General features: G+C 70.1%; 13 protein-coding genes. 7 read left to right on the top strand and 6 right to left on the bottom strand.

The window, feature by feature from the left end:
- Positions 1 to 11: 11 nt before the first annotated feature.
- Both QIS96_RS05600 and QIS96_RS05595 read left to right on the top strand, forming a co-directional pair.
- Positions 12 to 770: an energy-coupling factor transporter transmembrane component T family protein gene (locus tag QIS96_RS05600; RefSeq protein WP_282541244.1), complete on the top strand. Its 759-nt coding sequence runs from the start codon at positions 12 to 14 to the stop codon at positions 768 to 770.
- A 3-nt stretch (positions 771 to 773) separates the two neighbouring features.
- Entirely contained in the window at positions 774 to 2,498 is a 1,725-nt protein-coding gene (locus tag QIS96_RS05595; protein WP_282541243.1) for an ABC transporter ATP-binding protein, read from the top strand.
- A gap of 475 nt (positions 2,499 to 2,973) precedes the next feature.
- Here QIS96_RS05595 and QIS96_RS05590 read toward each other — a convergent pair whose 3' ends face one another.
- The 6 genes from QIS96_RS05590 to QIS96_RS05560 all read right to left on the bottom strand — a co-directional run bounded on the left by QIS96_RS05590 (position 2,974) and on the right by QIS96_RS05560 (position 9,493).
- Complete coding sequence (locus QIS96_RS05590) at positions 2,974 to 4,059, bottom strand: S-(hydroxymethyl)mycothiol dehydrogenase (RefSeq protein WP_282541242.1); 1,086 nt, start codon at positions 4,057 to 4,059, stop codon at positions 2,974 to 2,976.
- Between the two features lie 91 nt (positions 4,060 to 4,150).
- Complete coding sequence (locus tag QIS96_RS05585) at positions 4,151 to 4,921, bottom strand: maleate cis-trans isomerase family protein (RefSeq protein ID WP_282541241.1); 771 nt, start codon at positions 4,919 to 4,921, stop codon at positions 4,151 to 4,153.
- A 129-nt stretch (positions 4,922 to 5,050) separates the two neighbouring features.
- Positions 5,051 to 6,484, bottom strand: a complete 1,434-nt coding sequence (locus QIS96_RS37665; RefSeq protein WP_349017367.1) for an alpha/beta fold hydrolase — start codon at positions 6,482 to 6,484, stop codon at positions 5,051 to 5,053.
- A gap of 4 nt (positions 6,485 to 6,488) precedes the next feature.
- Positions 6,489 to 7,139, bottom strand: a complete 651-nt coding sequence (locus QIS96_RS05570) for an isochorismatase family protein (protein ID WP_282541240.1) — start codon at positions 7,137 to 7,139, stop codon at positions 6,489 to 6,491.
- A 19-nt stretch (positions 7,140 to 7,158) separates the two neighbouring features.
- Positions 7,159 to 8,430: an FAD-dependent monooxygenase gene (locus QIS96_RS05565; protein WP_282541239.1), complete on the bottom strand. Its 1,272-nt coding sequence runs from the start codon at positions 8,428 to 8,430 to the stop codon at positions 7,159 to 7,161.
- A gap of 31 nt (positions 8,431 to 8,461) precedes the next feature.
- Complete coding sequence (locus QIS96_RS05560) at positions 8,462 to 9,493, bottom strand: hypothetical protein (protein WP_282541238.1); 1,032 nt, start codon at positions 9,491 to 9,493, stop codon at positions 8,462 to 8,464.
- Between the two features lie 488 nt (positions 9,494 to 9,981).
- On the opposite strand from QIS96_RS05560, the gene QIS96_RS05555 reads away from it, so the two are divergent.
- The 5 genes from QIS96_RS05555 to QIS96_RS05535 all read left to right on the top strand — a co-directional run bounded on the left by QIS96_RS05555 (position 9,982) and on the right by QIS96_RS05535 (position 15,117).
- On the top strand, positions 9,982 to 11,043 hold the full coding sequence (locus tag QIS96_RS05555) for an aromatic ring-hydroxylating dioxygenase subunit alpha (protein ID WP_282541237.1): 1,062 nt from the start codon (positions 9,982 to 9,984) through the stop codon (positions 11,041 to 11,043).
- A gap of 55 nt (positions 11,044 to 11,098) precedes the next feature.
- A complete protein-coding gene (locus tag QIS96_RS05550) occupies positions 11,099 to 11,419 on the top strand; it encodes a 2Fe-2S iron-sulfur cluster-binding protein (RefSeq protein WP_282541236.1) in 321 nt (106 codons plus the stop codon).
- 214 nt (positions 11,420 to 11,633) lie between these two features.
- Complete coding sequence (locus QIS96_RS05545; protein ID WP_282541235.1) at positions 11,634 to 12,935, top strand: MFS transporter; 1,302 nt, start codon at positions 11,634 to 11,636, stop codon at positions 12,933 to 12,935.
- Positions 12,935 to 14,389 (top strand): purine-cytosine permease family protein, encoded by a 1,455-nt coding sequence (locus QIS96_RS05540; RefSeq protein ID WP_282541234.1) that lies wholly within the window; start codon positions 12,935 to 12,937, stop codon positions 14,387 to 14,389. Before QIS96_RS05545 ends, QIS96_RS05540 begins: the two co-directional genes overlap by 1 nt.
- 14 nt (positions 14,390 to 14,403) lie before the next feature.
- Positions 14,404 to 15,117 (top strand): cysteine hydrolase family protein, encoded by a 714-nt coding sequence (locus QIS96_RS05535; RefSeq protein ID WP_282541233.1) that lies wholly within the window; start codon positions 14,404 to 14,406, stop codon positions 15,115 to 15,117.
- Positions 15,118 to 15,172 lie beyond the last annotated feature (55 nt).

Genomic DNA, 15,172 nt, shown 5'->3' with positions numbered 1-15,172 from the left:
AGGACCTCTTCGTGATTGGCTACGCCCCCGGCGACGGCTTCCTGCACCGTCGCAACGCGGTCACCAAACTCAGCTGGGCCGCTTCGCTCTCCGCGACCGTCTTCCTGATGCCCGAGGCCTGGATGGTCTGGACCGTCGTCGCCCTGGTCGCGCTGACGACCGCCGCCGGCGGTCTCGCCCGGCGACTGATCCGCCCCACCTGGACGATCCTGCTGCCCTTCGGCATCAGCCTCGCCGTCCTCCAGGGCCTGTTCAACCCGGACAACACCACCACCGTGCTCTCCCTCGGGCCTGTCGCCTTCGGCCTGGAGGGCATCGTGCACGGTGTCCTCATCCTGGGTCGGCTCGCCACCGTGTTGCTGACCTTCTTCCTCCTGCTGCTCACCACCACCCCCAAGCAGCTCACGGCCGGGCTCGCCGCTCGCGGCGTCTCGCCCCGGTTCGGCTACGCGATCCTCGCCGCCATCGAGTTCGTGCCCGACATGCAGCGACGATCGCAGGCCGTCCTCGCCTCGCAGCAGGCCCGCGGCCTGGACGTCAAGGGCAGCCTCGGGCAGCGGGTCAAGGCGTTCGCCTCGCTGCTCGGCCCACTGATCACCGGAGCCTTGATCGCCTCCGACACCCGCGCCATGGCCCTGGAGGCCCGAGGCTTCTCGGCCCGGGGCGAGCGCACCCATCTCGCCCTGGAACGCTACGGCACCGTCGACCGGACGGCCGTGTGGACCGCAGGACTGCTCTTCCTCGCCGCACTCGGACTGAAGGTGCTCTGACCCATGACCAACGACGCCCTCGTCCGCATCGACAGCGCCTTCTTCGCCTACCCCTCCGAGCCGGACCAGATCGTGCTGCGCGACGTCTCACTCACCCTCGAAGAAGGCAGCTTCACCGGCCTGATCGGGCCGAGCGGTGCCGGAAAGACGACCCTGTGCCGCCTTCTCGCCGGCTTCGTCCCGCACCACTTCGACGGCCCCTTCGCCGGCACCGCCGCCATCGACGGCCATGACCTGTCGACCGCCACCATCGGCGACCTCGCCGCCTCGGTCGGCTACGTCTTCGAATCCCCGCACGACCAACTGACCGGCGCCAACACCACCGTCTTCGACGAAGCCGCCTACGCCCTGGAGAACCTGGGCATCCCCGCCGAGGAGATCCGCGGCCGCGTCCGCGAGTGCCTGGAGACCGTCGGCATCGGGCACCTCGCCGACCGGCATCCGCAGGCCCTGTCCGGGGGACAGTGCCAGCGCCTCGCGCTCGCCTCCGTACTCGCCATGCGCCCGAAAATCCTGGTCCTGGACGAACCGACCTCGCAGCTCGACCCGCTCGGCGCCGAGGAGGTGGTCCAGGTGATAGCCCGTATGCACGACCGCGGGTTCACCGTCGTGCTGTGTTCGCAGGACATCGCTTCCTACGCCCCGCACGCGGACCGGCTCCTCCTCATGGAAGAGGGCCGGATCACCGCCGACGGCGACCCCAGGTCCGTCCTGCGCCACGCCGCCGAGCGCGAGGCCCCGGTCGCCATCCCCGAACCGGTCCGCATCGGCCTGGAACTGCGCCGCCGCGGCGCGGTCGCGGACACCGTCCCCGTACCCCTGAGCGTGGTGGAGGCAGCGGTCGAACTGTCGCCGCTGATCGGCGACTTGACGCCTGCCCCGGCGAAGGAGGACGAACCGGTCGCGAGCGGCGCTGCGGGCACCGTGACCGTGCGCGCCGAGCGCATCGCCCACGTCTACGACGGCGGGGTACGGGCTCTGGACGGACTGGAGGTCACGCTGGACAGGGGATGCGTCTGCCTGCTCGGCCAGAACGGCTCCGGCAAATCCACCCTGGCCAAGCATCTCAACGGCCTGCTGAAGCCCACCGAGGGTCAGGTCCTGATCGATGATCTGGACACCCGCGCACACCGGGTCGCCCAGCTCGCCCAGCAGGTGGGCCTGGCTTTCCAGAACCCCGACGACCAGCTTTTCAAACGCACCGTCGAAGAGGAGGTCGCCTTCGGCGCGAAGAACCTGGGCCACCCCGCAGATCGGGTTCGACGGCTGGTGGATGACGCGCTCACCCGCCTGGACCTGCAGCAGCTGCGCCACCGCAACCCCTCCGAGCTGAGCCTCGCCGCCCGCAAGCGGGTCGCGGTCGCCTCGGTCGTCGCCATGGACACCCCGGTGCTCGTGCTCGACGAACCGACCGGCGCCCAGGACGCACCCGGCAACGCACTCCTCGGCCGGCTCGTCGACGAGCTCACCGCCGAGGGCAAGCTGGTGATCGCCATCACCCACGACGTGGAGTTCGCCCGCCTCCACGCCACCCGCATCGTCGTACTCGCCCAGGGCACCGTCCTCCTCGACGGCACGCCCTCCGAGGTCTTCGCCCAACCCGGCACGCTCTCCACCACGTTCGTCCTCCCTCCCGCCGTGGCTCGCATCGCTGCAGCGGCCGGAATCCCCCAACCACCCCTCGCCACCGAACAGTTGCTGGGCCGCGTCTTGCCGACCGTTCCATGAGCGGGAGGAGGGTGCTCACGGGGGTGAGGGTGATGTCCGGCGTGGCAGCGGGCGGGGCGCTTCTCCTCGCGGGTGCCGATGCCGCATCAGCCGGAGCGGGTGCTCCCGGTCGCACCTCCTCAGGAACTCCGGCCGGCGCGTGGTGACTTCCTCGCCGGTCAGGCCGGTGGCCGACGATCACAGCAGGGAGGTGGACCTGAAGGCGGATCAACATGCCGTGGATGACGGGGAGTTCGCCGCTGTGGTGACAGAACAGCCGCTCCGTGTTGGTGTGCGCGTCCGGGCGCAGCCACTGGCTGACATCGACCGCGAGGATCCGGCACCCGTAGGGGGCACAACCACGCCGTGTCCGCACCCGGTACCGGCTCGCAGGCGGCGTTGTGTCGGCGGACGAGTTGGGTGCGGACCCCGTTCGGACGTCGAGCGCGGAAGCGAATGAGCCGGCCCACCCCCAGGGCCCGATGCCCGGGTGCCGTCACAGGATCACTACGGAGCGCAGCACCTGGCCGTGGTGCATCTTGGCGAAGGCCTCCTCCACGTGGTCAAGGCTGATGGTCTCGGAGACGAACGCGTCGAGGTCGAGCCGTCCCTGCAGGTAGAGGTCGATGAGCACAGGGAAGTCCCGCTCGGGCAGGCAGTCGCCGTACCAGGAGGACTTGAGCGCGCCGCCGCGGCCGAACACATCGAGAAGGGGGAGCTGAAGCTTCATTTCCGGGGTGGGCACGCCGACCAGAACGACCGTGCCCGCCAAGTCGCGGGCGTAGAAGGCCTGTTCGTAGGTCTCGGGGCGGCCGACTGCATCGATGACGACGTCCGCGCCGGGTCCGCCGGTCAGCTCCTGGATGCTCTTGACCACGTCGGTATCGCGGCCGTTGACGGTGTGCGTGGCGCCGAGGGCGCGGGCCTGCTCCAGCTTCCGGTCGTCCAGGTCCACCGCGATGACCTTCGCCGCGCCGGCGAGCCGAGCCCCGGCGATCGCCGCGTTGCCGACTCCGCCGCAGCCGATGACCGCGACGGAGTCGCCGCGGGTGACATTGCCGGTGTTGATCGCCGAGCCCAGGCCCGCCATCACGCCGCAGCCCAGCAGGCCGGCGGCGGCCGGGGCAGCGGCTGGGTCGACCTTGGTGCACTGCCCGGCCGCCACCAGGGTCTTCTCGGCGAACGCGCCGATGCCCAGGGCGGGGGAGAGCTTGGTGCCGTCGGTGAGCGTCATCGGCTGGGCGGCGTTGTGGGTGCTGAAGCAGTACCAGGGGCGGCCGCGCCTGCAGGCCCGGCAGCGTCCGCACACCGCGCGCCAGTTGAGGATGACGAAGTCGCCGGGGGCGACCTCGGTGACGCCCTCTCCGATGGACTCCACGATGCCCGCGGCCTCATGGCCGAGCAGGAAGGGGAATGCGTCGGAAATCCCGCCCTGCTTGTAGTGCAGGTCGGTGTGGCATACGCCGCAGGCCTGCACCTTCACCACGGCCTCGCCCAGGCCGGGTTCAGGAATGACGATCGTCTCGACGGCGACCGGCTTGTCGACGCCGAGTGCGACGACGCCGCGTACTTCCTGTGCCATGTCTGGGGTCCTCTCGCTGAGATGGGGGGCTTCGCTGAGATGAGGGCCGGAGGCCCGGCCCGGTGTCCAGGTGCCGCGTGGTCGGCGCGGCTCATTTGCCTGGCGCGCCGACCTGCGTGCCGGACAGCAGGCGGCCCGCACCCGGCACCAGCGGCGGCAGGCCCAGCTCGGTGAGTACGCGGAAGGCCGTGGCGGTCGCCGCCGACAGCACCGGGAGCCCCAGCTCGTCCTCGACCGGTTGGATCGCCGGCAACGACGGCATCTGCACGCATGCCGAAAGGACCAGAGCGTCCGCGTCGCCGAGCTTCAGCCGCTTGTAGTGCTCGCGCAGGTCCTGAGGGTCGAGCCTGGCCACCGCCAGGTTGTCGGGCACCTCCAGGCTGAGCGCGTCCACGACCTCCACGCCGGCGTCCTCGATGTACTCGGCGACGAGACGCGTGAGCGGCTTCATGTACGGCGTGACGATGGCCACCTTCTTCGCGCCCAGCGCCGCGATGCCGTCGAGCAGGGCTCCCGCGCTGGAGACCACTGGAGCGTGCACCGCCTGCTCGTGCAGCACGGCGGTGATCTCCTCCTCGGCGGTGCAGTGGTGGCCGGGGCCCTGCGCCATGATGGCGACCAGGCAGGCGGTGGCCACGATGTCGGGCCGGGCGTCGGCCAGTTCCAGGGCGGCGCGCTCGGTCTGCGCGTTCATCGCCCGCAGCTCCTCCGGCGTGACGTGCTTCATGCGCATCCGGCTGCTGTGGAAGACGAAGCGGTCCGCGGGCTCGGCGGCCTCCCGAGCCCGCAGCAGGCGCGGCAGTTCGGTCTCCATGGTGAGGTTCGAGCTGGGAACGATCAGGCCGATGTGGTGGTCTCTCACGGTTTTCCTCCATGGCTCTGGGCATGCTTGATGGACGCCCGGTGCCGCGAGCCGCCACATCGGCAGGGCGCGGCGCCGGAGCGTTTCCGGGCATGGGAAAGAGTGGGGAAGCGGGCGGGCCCGCGGCGGTCAGCCCTCCTGGCTGAGCTGTTCCCAGTGGTCGGCCAGCGCCGACAGGTGCTCGAGGACCTGCGCACGCTGCTCCGGCGGGATCGGTCGCAGCAGCTCCTCGTCGAGCTTGCGGGCCCGCCGGTTGGCGTCGTGCACGGTTGCGCGGCCCTCTTCAGTGAGGTGCAGGAGCTTGCGCCGGGCGTCGGCGGGCGACGGCGTGCGGGCGAGCAGGCCGCGGTTCTCCAGACGGCGGGCGACGTCGGCCATGGTGGAGGAGTCCAGGGCGGCCAGGGCGGCGATGGATCGCTGGTCGGAGCCCGGGTTCTCGCCGGTGATCTGCAGTACGGCGAACTGAGGGCCGGTCAGCGTCGCGTCGACGTTGCGGAGCCAGGCGGCGAGGTAGGCCTGGTACATCCGCCGGGCCAGATAGCCGGGCGCGTGCGTGAGCTCCTGGGGCGCGGCGATGTCGGGAGTGTGATGGGGGCTGGAGGAGGTCATGGCACCGCTGTCGTGTGAGGAGTCCGGGCTGTTCCCGGGTGTCGGGTCGATGGTTCGGGTCAGGGCTTCGCGCAGCAGCTGCAGGGCCGACCGCGGGTTGTCCCAGAAAACCATGTGCCCGGCGTCCGGGATACGCACCGTCCGCGCTCCGGGGTTCCGGGCGGCCGCCTCGGCGGCGCCTGTGGCGGTGACGACCGGGCTGTCCGCCCCGTACAGCAGTGTCGTGGGGGCGGGCACCCGCGGCCACCAGTCGAAGAAGTCCTCGCTCTCGAAACCGCGGTGGGCTCCTTCGATCGCCTCGAGGCTGCAACTGGCCAGCCAGCGGGCGCGTAGCTCGAGCTCGCGGTGCGGCCAGGTCGGCCAGAAGCCGGCGACCTCGTCGGCGTCCGTGCCGCGTCGTGCCTGGAACAGCTGCCGGGTGAAGGCCGCGAGGGTGGTCGGATACGGTCCGCGGCCGGGACCGCTCATCGGCGGGTCGACCAGCAGGGTGCCGCCCAGCGGGACCCGGCCGCGCACCGCGGTGGCAGCGGCGATACGGGCACCCATGGAGTGGCCGAGCAGCACGGGGTCGGCCAGTTCAAGCTGCTCGATCACCGCCTCGGCGTCGGCGGCGAGTGCCTCGAGGGAGTGGTCCTCGGCGTCGTCGCTCAGCCCGCGGCCGCGGATGTCAAGGACGACCGGGCGTACCACGTCGGTCAGTTCGCGGGCCACGAAGTCCATGGTCACCGCCGGGCTGGTGATGCCCGGCAGGATCAGCAGAGGGATGCCACGGCCGCCGTAGTCGAGGACATGCAGGCGGACGGCGCCGCTGCGGACCCACCGGCTGTGCGCCGGAACCTCGGCCAGTTCGGCCAGGGCGGGCTGGGTCAGGGACCGCTGCTGCGGCCACAGCGACCGCGTCGGCCTCTCGGCCTGTCGCGCGGAAGCCGGCATGGCTCCGGAAGGCGCTGACATGGTTTCAGACTCCCTTCGTCGTCAGGTACTTCACCATGTCCTCGTGGCCGACGACATCCCCGTACTTGGCCTGGATGTCGAACAGGGCGGCCTCGTGCGGACCTGAGGCGCGGTCGCCGCAGGCGTCAGCGGCGACCAGTACGGGCCATCCGTACTGCACGGCGTCCACTGCGGTGGCGCGTACGCAGCCGCTCGTGGTCGCGCCGCAGATGACCGCCGTGTCGCAGCCGATGCCCGTGAGCAGCGGGGCCAGCTGGGTGCCGAAGAACGCGGAGGCGCCCTTCTTCACGATTCGGTGGTCCCGCCCTTCGTACGGTAGGCGCGGGTCGAGCGCGACGGCCTCGCTGCCCTCGCGCAGGGCACGCAGGCCGGGGGCTTTGGCGAGCCAGGTGACCGCCTCGCCGGCGGCTTCGGCCGGGGTGTAGGCGATGGCGGTCCACACCACTGGCACGCCGCCGGTGCGGGCGGCGTCCACCAGTTCCGCTGTCGCCTCGACGGCCTGGGTGAGGTCGCCGCCGGTGGGGAACTCCGGCTCGGTGAAGCCGCGGGTCAGGTCCACCACGACCAGGGCGGGGTGGCTGCCCCTGCGGACCGCGGCGCCGAAACCGGCGCGCTCGTAGGCGCGGTCGGTGTCGGAATCGTAGGGGGTGGGCACGGGACCTCCAGGGCGCCGGTCAGTGGTGGTGGCGGTAGGTGAACGACTCGTCGTCGGCGGTGTCGAGCGGTGTACCGCGCCACAGCCAGTCGTAGGAGACGTCCGACTCGCCGTCGTAGAGCTCGCCGAGCCTGGCGTCGCGGTCCTGCTGCGCGGGGCCGTCGAGGTGGCGATAGAAGGTCTGGTTACGGAAGGAGGCCTGCTGGACCATGCCGGCGTGCTGGGCGCGGCGGTTGACGTACCGCTGAAGGGCCCCGTCGATGCCGCCTCGGGTCACCGCGCCCAGCTCTTCGGCCAGCACGGCACCGTCCTCCATGGCCTGCGAGGCGCCCTGGGCCTGGTACGGGAGCATGGCGTGGCAGGCGTCGCCGAGCAGGGCCACGCGTCCGTCGATCCAGTTCGGGTCGCGGCGGCGGTGGAAGAGCGGGAAGCAGGTGATCTCGCCCTTGGCCTTGGACAGCATGGCCGGGGCGCGGTCGTCCCAGTCCGCGTAGGCGTCCACGAGCATCTCGGTGGTTCCGGCGAACGCCGTCTTCTCGCCGTACTCATCTCTCCACGGAACGCAGCCGACGATGTTCAGCGATTCGCCGCCACGGATCAGGTAGTGCACCAGATGCCGTCCGGGTCCGTACCAGATGGTGCTCTGGAAGCGGTCGAACAGGAAGCGGGTGGCCGGGTCGGCGCGGACCAGGTCGCCGGGGATGAGGGTGCGGAAGGCCATGTCGCCGGAGAAGACGAGGGTGTCCTCGGCGCCTATGAGGTCGCGCACTTGGGAGTGGATGCCGTCGGCGCCGATGAGGACGTCGGCCTCGTGGCGGGCGCCGTCCTGGGTGACGGCCGTGGGACGGTCCGGGTTCGTACGGTCGAGGTCGACGACACGGCTGTCGGTGAGGATGCGGACGGCCGGGCCGGGGCCGAGCGGGTCGGTGCACGCATCCAGGATGGTTCGGTGCAGGTCGGCACGGTGGTAGTGCCAGTAGGGGGCGTTGAACTCCTCCTGGACCCTGCGGCCGAGCGGGGTCAGGCCGATGATGCTGCCGTCCTGCCAGCGGCGGCGCACCTGGTCCTGCGGCTCGGTGCGGATGGCCTCCAGCTGTCGGCGCAGGCCCAGGCGGATCAGGATGCGGCTGGCGTTCGGCGCGGTCTGGATGCCGGCGCCGACCTCGCCGAGTTCGGGGGCCTGCTCGAGGACGGTGACGCGCAGGCCTTTGTGGCGCAGGGCCAGGGCGGCGGTGATGCCGCCCAGTCCGCCGCCGACGACGGTGACTTCGTAGGACTGGCTGAGAGCCACGGTTCCTCCTGAGATGCGGCGTGCAGGCGGGTCAGCGCTCGGTGAGGCGGCCGTCGGTGACGACGTCGGTGCCGTCGAGGCTGACGGTGCAGCCGCGCATCGCGATGTCGAGGTGGGCGTAGGAGTCGCGCTGGAGGTGGGGGTGCGGGCCCGTGGACCACAGGAAGTTGCCGGCGAAGGCACGGGCGTCCATGCCCATCAGGTCGCTCTTGCCGTACATCGCGGTGGCGAACCAGTCGGCGGTCTGCATCAGGCCCCAGCCCATGTGGGACAGGCTGCGGGCCCACTGGTCCCGGGAGTCGTCGAAGAAGGTGTTGAGCAGCTCGGCCTCGGCGCCGCCGGTGACCTTCTGGATGTGGCCGCCCGCGACCTCCAGGGTGACCGGGCGCTGCACGTACTCCTTGAACGGGAGCAGGATGTCGCCCTCGGCGAGCACGATCTGCCCGTCGGAGATCTCGGGCCAGCAGAGCACCATGGTGCTGGGCCAGTGGTCCCAGCGGCCCGGGTCGTCGGCGAAGCCGGTCTGGAACTCCGGGTGGCTGTCGGCGAGTTGCACGGTCAGGTCGGTGCCGGCGGTGGAGGTCACGCGCATGACCGAGGCGTTCCTGACCTTGTCCGCGCCCTCCTGGACGCGGACCTTGTCCTCTGGCGTGGGCAGGTTGCGGATGAGGACGTCGGGGGCGTCGCAGACGAAGAGAATGCGGGTACCGGTCTTCAGGATCTCCTGCTGCACGGGTGCGTGGATGAACCCTTCGCGGGTCAGGTCGAGGACCAGGTCGGCCGACTTCAGAAGGTCCTGTGCGGTGGTGTCGTTGAGGACGGAGGTCAGGCCGGGGCCCGCACCGGTGTGGGTGCTGGGCAGCGGGGCCGGGCTGCCACCGGGCACGGTGGCGGAGACGACGTGGGCGCCGAGGGTCTTCGCCGCTCCGAACGCCGCCGCGACGTAGTCGCCCCGGCTGTCCGGCTCGGACAGCACGACGACGTGCTCCCCTTCGCGGACCTTGCACAGCTGCAGTTCGCGGGTGAAGGCGTCGAGGAGGTCGACGGACGAAAGGTCGAACATGAGTGTCCCTTCGGGGTGGGGCGCCGCCGGCCTTCGAGTCCAGGAGTCGGACGGTGCGGGGCGCGTGTCATACGGGGCACGTGCAGAAGTTGCCGGACAGGCCGGAGCGGCTCGGGCAGCGCAGGCCGTGGCGTCGAGGGCGGCGCCCGGCCGAACCCGCCTGCCGAGATAATCCGAGCACGTACGATTGGGGAATGCAAGGGGCCCGGCGGCGGCAAGGGTTGCTTCTCCGTGACCGATGCCTGGTCGGAGAGGGTCTGGATTGCTTGATTTTCAGGAGTGGTTGGAAGAGGGGGAGGCTTTCCGGAAGTCCGAGCGTGTCGAGACCCTTGCGCCCATCACTAGTACGTGCTCGGATTATTTCCGTCGGCCCGAGCACACCCGGGCCGGGCTTCGGGCTCTGTGTGCCCCGCCCCGATGCCCCCGCGCCGTCACCCGGACGCGGGCGGCGCCGATCCCACGCCCCCGCCTTTTCCAGGAGCCCTCGTATGGCCGAGTACGTGAAGAACACCTGGTACCCGCTGGCCTGGTCGCGCGACGTGACCGGCGAGCTCTCCCGGCACCGCATCCTCGAACGTGACGTCGTCCTCTACCGCACGGCCGGCGGAAAGGTCGCGGCCATGGAGGACCTGTGCCCGCACCGTCTGTTGCCGCTGTCCATGGGACGGCTCAAGGGCGACGCCGTCGAGTGCGGCTACCACGGCATGACCTTCGAATCCGGTGGCCGTTGCGTCCGCGTCCCCGGCCAGTCCGGTCCTGTCCCGGACATCCGTGTCACGACCTATCCGACGCACGAGAACATGGGCCTGGTCTGGATCTGGACGGGGGACCGCGAACTCGCCGATCCCGACCTGGTCTTCGACCTGCCCGAGTACCACTCGGCAGCCTGGAACGTGGCCGAGGGCGATGCCCTGCGCATCGAGGCCGACTACCTCAGCCTCGCCGACAACCTCTGCGACCCGGCCCACGTCAACTTCGTCCACCTGTCCACGCTCGGCAACGAGGCCGGCGAGGACGTCCCCGTCAGCACCGAGCTGCGCGGCGACGACCTGGTGACCTGGCGCTGGATCAACGACGCCCCGGCTATCCCGCTGTTCGCCAAATACGGGAACTTCACCGGGAACGTCGACCGCTGGCACTACTACCACTACCTGGCGCCCAGCATCGCCGTCATCGACTTCGGCTCCCTCGACACCGGCAACGTGAACCCCGAGGACCACCGCGACGAGGGCATGCGCATCTTCGCCTGCCACTTCATCACCCCGGTCGACGCACACACCTCCATCGACCACTGGTTGCACGTCAAGAACTTCCCCGCCGACGAGGCCACCAACAAAGCCCTCTCCGACGAATTCCGCATCGCCTTCGCGGAGGACAAGGCCATCCTCGAAGCCATCCAGATCAACGAACTGGCCCACCCCGACCGGCGCAAGGCCCGCATCGCCATCGACCGGGCCCCGATCCGGATGCGTCGCATGGTGAAGCAGTGGATCGACAAGGATGTGCCGCCGCAGCAGGCGCCCCGCGTCCTGGACAAGGTCAATGCCTGACGCACCCTCAGTGCCCCTGTCCGGCACGCAACCCGATCCGCGAGAGGTACCCGACATGCCCAAGATCACCTTCGTCGAGCAGGACGGCACCGCCCACACCCTCGACGCCGAGCCCGGCACCAGCCTCATGCAGCTCGCCGTGCGCAACGGACTCCCGTCGATCATCGGGGAGTGCGGCGGCAACTGCATCTGCTCCACCTGCCACCTCCACGTCGACGCCGAGTGGTCGCAGACCGTCGGGCCGGCCGGTGAAGAGGAGGAGATGACGCTCGAGTTCGCCGAGGCGCGGGTCGCCACCTCCCGCCTGGGCTGCCAGATCACCGTGACCGACGAGCTCGACGGCCTCGTCGTCCACCTCCCGGAGTCTCAGAGCTAGCGCGCCCCAAGCGCCCGCCCCCCCGAGCGCGGGCCCCCTGGCCAGGGGCCCCGCCCCGGCTGCCTGCGCCGCGCCATGGCCTCGTGCCCGGCCCAGGCTGCCTCGACCCGTGTGCGGCTCACACCGCGCCTGCGTCCCTTCTCGGCACCGCCAGGCCCTGGCCAAGGTCGGCCTGGCCGTGCGGCGGCCCACTCGCCCCCCGTGAGGAACCCTCATGTCCCTTGCAGAGAAGCCTGGAGTACAGTCCGCACACTCCAGGTCCGCATACGCCAAGATCACCCTGCGGATCGTCCCGCTGATCTTCCTCTGCTACGTCGCCGCCTACCTCGACCGCATCAACGTCGGCTTCGCCCAACTGCAGATGGCCGACGAACTCGGCTTCAGCAACGCGGTCTTCGGCTTCGGCGCCGGAGCCTTCTTCATCGCGTACATATGCTTCGAGATCCCCAGCAACCTGCTTCTGGAACGCGTCGGAGCCAGGGTGTGGATCGCCCGCATCATGATCAGCTGGGGTGTGCTCTCGGCGCTGACGATGTTCGTCACCACCCCGGTGCAGTTCTACGTCGTGCGGTTCCTGCTCGGCGTCGCCGAAGCGGGCTTCGTTCCCGGCGTACTTCTGTACCTGACCCACTGGTTCCCCGGTCCCCGGCGGGCCCGCGTCATCAGCCTGTTCATGATGGGTATCCCTGCCGCGGCCATGTTCGGCGGCCCGCTGTCCGGCTGGATCCTGTCCTCGCTGGACCAGGCGGCCGGCTGGTCCGGCTGGCAGTGGCTGTTCCTCGTCGAGGCCGTACCGACGATCGTTCTCGGCGGCCTGGTGCTCCTGCTGCTGCCCGACCGGATCGCCACGGCGGGCTGGCTGAGCACAGCCGAGCAGGAGTCGGTGCGGAACGACCTCGACCGGGACGCCGAAGGCGCCGACCGCGAGCACAACATTCGCGGCGCCCTGCGCGACGCCCGCGTGTGGTGGCTCGGCGTCATCGACATGAGCTTCATGCTCGGCACGTACGCGATCGGCTTCTGGCTCCCCACCCTCGTCAAGGAAGCCGGGGAGAAGGACACCGGCACCATCGGCTGGCTCACCGCCGTCCCGCACGCCGCCGCGCTGGTCGCCATGCTCATCGCGGGAGCGAGCTCCGACCGCTTCCGCGAACGCCGCTGGCACCTGGTCGTCCCCATGCTCGTCGGGGCCGCAGGCCTCGCCGGCAGCACCCTGGTCAGCGACGACATCGGCCTCACCGTCCTGATGTTCACCGTCGCCAACGTCGGCATCGTCGCCTGCTACCCGGTCTTCTGGTGTCTGCCCCCGGCCTTTCTCACCGGCCGTGCGGCCGCCGCGGGCATCGCTCTGATCACCTCGATGGCCAACCTCGGCGGCTTCCTCGCGACCTACCTCCTCGGCTGGCTCCGCGACCTGACCGCCTCACCCATGCACGGCCTGATGCTGTGTGCCGTGTTCCTCCTGGCCGGTGGCGCTCTGGTGCTCCGGCTCCCGGCTTCCGAGGTGAACCGCTGATGACGACATCGAGCAAGGGCCGGGCGCCGACGAGCGCGTCGGCCGACGCGGCAGGCCTGGCGGCCACCCCCGGCCAACTCCCCGTCCACGACGAGAACGACTACGCCCGCTCACGGGTGCCGGATTCGGCGAAGCGCGGTGCGGGCGCCATCCTCAGCGTCCTGGTCGGCTTTGTGACGGCGTTCTTCTTTCCGCTGATCGGCGGCCTCTACCTGACCCAGAACGGCGCCGCGGCCACCTGGCTCGGGCTGATCATCTCCTTCTCCGTCCTGATCGTGCTCGCGCTGATCGTCTCCCGCACCGCCGCACGCGAAGGACTGACCTCGGAGCTGCTGACCCGCGGATCCGGCCTGGGCTCGGTCGGCTCGGTACTGACCACCGTGATCTACGCCGGAACCTTCGTCGTCTACGCCGGCACAGAGGGGCAGATCCTCGCCAGCTCGATCGACCTGATCTGGGACCTGCCGGACCAGATCTGGTACGTCGTCGTGGGTCTCGTCTTCCTGCCCATGGCGTGGAACGGCATCAGCGCGATGACGAAGATCCTCACCTGGACGGTCCCCGTCTACTTCCTCCTGCTGGTCGTCGCCATCTGCATCGCCTGGAACCGGAACGACGGCATGCCGTCCGGGATGTTCACCGCCATGCCGGAAGGCGCGGTCGGCGGGGTCGCCGGCACGGTCGCCGTCATCGCGGGACTGGCCGGCACCGTGGGCATCAACCCCTTCGAGGCCGCCGACTACAACCGCTTCATCCACGCCGGACAGTTCCGGCGCAAGGCCGCCGTCACCGTCGTACTGCCCTACGTGCTGCTCTTCTTCGTCGCGATTCCCCTCGGCATGTACTTCACGCTGATCACCGGCAGCTTCACACCGTCCATCTACTTCGTGGGTCTGCTCGGACTGCTCCCCGGAGTGGCACTTGCCTGGGTCTCGCAGATCCGCGTGAACCTGACGAACCTGCACATCAGCTCGGTCACCTTCACCTCGGGATCCGAAGCCCTGGGCGCCCACCGCCTGGGCCGCCGGCTCTGGCTCCTCTTCGTGACAGCCGCATCGATCGCCCTCATGTGGTTCGACGTGCTGGGCAACCTGAGCGTGTTCCTCGAATGGACGGGCATCTTCCTGCTGGCCTGGGTCGCCTGCGTCGTCGCCGACATCACCGTCGTCCGCGGCCGCCTGAAGATCGTCACCGGCCCCGTCGAGTACCGCAGCAGCCATCTGCGCCGCTACAACGCCGTCGGCGTCACCGCCCTCCTGACGGGCACCACCGTCGCGTCGCTGGTCTGGCTCTTCGCCACGGACCCCGTCCTGAGGGGACTGTCGGCCTACATCGGATTCGTCGTCGCATTCGCCGTGCACGTCACGATGGCCGTCGTCACCAAGGGGCGGACCTACTTCGCCGACCCCCTGGACGCGCGTCTGGCCGTGAACCAGGCCCGAGCTGCGGGTTGAGGAAGGAACCAAGGATGCACACCACCGTCATCGACCCGGCGATCCGTGCGCGCTACAGGGCCCTCAAGGGCGGACAGGAGTACGCGTTCACCACGGTTGACCCCTGCAGCACCGCCCACCTCGTCGTCGACATGCAGAACGGGTTCATGGAGGAGGGCATGCCGCTGGAGGTCCCCGTAGCCCGAAGCATCGTGCCCCACATCAACGCCGTCAGCCGGGCGGTCCGTTCCCATGGCGGGACCAACGTCTACTTCCGCTTCACCACCCGATCGAGCCGTGACTGGTCCGTCTACTTCGAGCAATTCCAGGCAGCCGAGTTCGGAGACGGGGAAGTCACCACGTTCCAGCCCGGCTCCCACGGCCATGCCCTGCACCGTGGCCTCGACGTCACGGCCGAGGACACCGTCATGGACAAGACCCGCTTCAGCCCCTTCACCCCTTCGTCGTCGGACGCCCTGCAAGTCCTGCGCGAACGGGGCATCGACACCGTGCTCGTCTCCGGAACCCTGACCGACTGCTGCAGCGCCGCCACCGCACGCGACGCACAGCAACTCGGCTTCCGCGTCATCCTCATCAGCGACGCCAACGCCGCTCTGAGCGACGCCGAGCACAACGCCGCGGTGAACAACGTGGCGGCGTACTTCGGGGACATCCGGACCACGGAACAAGTCGTGGCGCTCGTCGAAGAGGCACCGGAACGAGCCGCACCCACAGCCGTCACCGTGTGACCCTGCGGCGATCCGGGCGCGGCCCGGCGGGGCCGGGCCTGCTTCCCGGACGGGC

This window comes from Streptomyces cavernicola, assembly GCF_029968035.1.
Classification (GTDB): Bacteria; Actinomycetota; Actinomycetes; order Streptomycetales; family Streptomycetaceae; genus Streptomyces; species Streptomyces cavernicola.
This window is presented reverse-complemented; position numbering and strand designations above follow the sequence as displayed.

Excerpts from the sequence above, each read along its gene's own strand:
- QIS96_RS05595 (WP_282541243.1), top strand. The coding sequence starts at position 774 with ATGACCAACGACGCCCTCGTCCGCATCGACAGCGCCTTCTTCGCCTAC.
- QIS96_RS05590 (WP_282541242.1), bottom strand. The coding sequence starts at position 4,059 with ATGGCACAGGAAGTACGCGGCGTCGTCGCACTCGGCGTCGACAAGCCG.
- QIS96_RS37665 (WP_349017367.1), bottom strand. The coding sequence starts at position 6,484 with ATGTCAGCGCCTTCCGGAGCCATGCCGGCTTCCGCGCGACAGGCCGAG.
- QIS96_RS05560 (WP_282541238.1), bottom strand. The coding sequence starts at position 9,493 with ATGTTCGACCTTTCGTCCGTCGACCTCCTCGACGCCTTCACCCGCGAA.
- QIS96_RS05555 (WP_282541237.1), top strand. The coding sequence starts at position 9,982 with ATGGCCGAGTACGTGAAGAACACCTGGTACCCGCTGGCCTGGTCGCGC.
- QIS96_RS05550 (WP_282541236.1), top strand. The coding sequence starts at position 11,099 with ATGCCCAAGATCACCTTCGTCGAGCAGGACGGCACCGCCCACACCCTC.
- QIS96_RS05545 (WP_282541235.1), top strand. The coding sequence starts at position 11,634 with ATGTCCCTTGCAGAGAAGCCTGGAGTACAGTCCGCACACTCCAGGTCC.
- QIS96_RS05540 (WP_282541234.1), top strand. The coding sequence starts at position 12,935 with ATGACGACATCGAGCAAGGGCCGGGCGCCGACGAGCGCGTCGGCCGAC.
- QIS96_RS05535 (WP_282541233.1), top strand. The coding sequence starts at position 14,404 with ATGCACACCACCGTCATCGACCCGGCGATCCGTGCGCGCTACAGGGCC.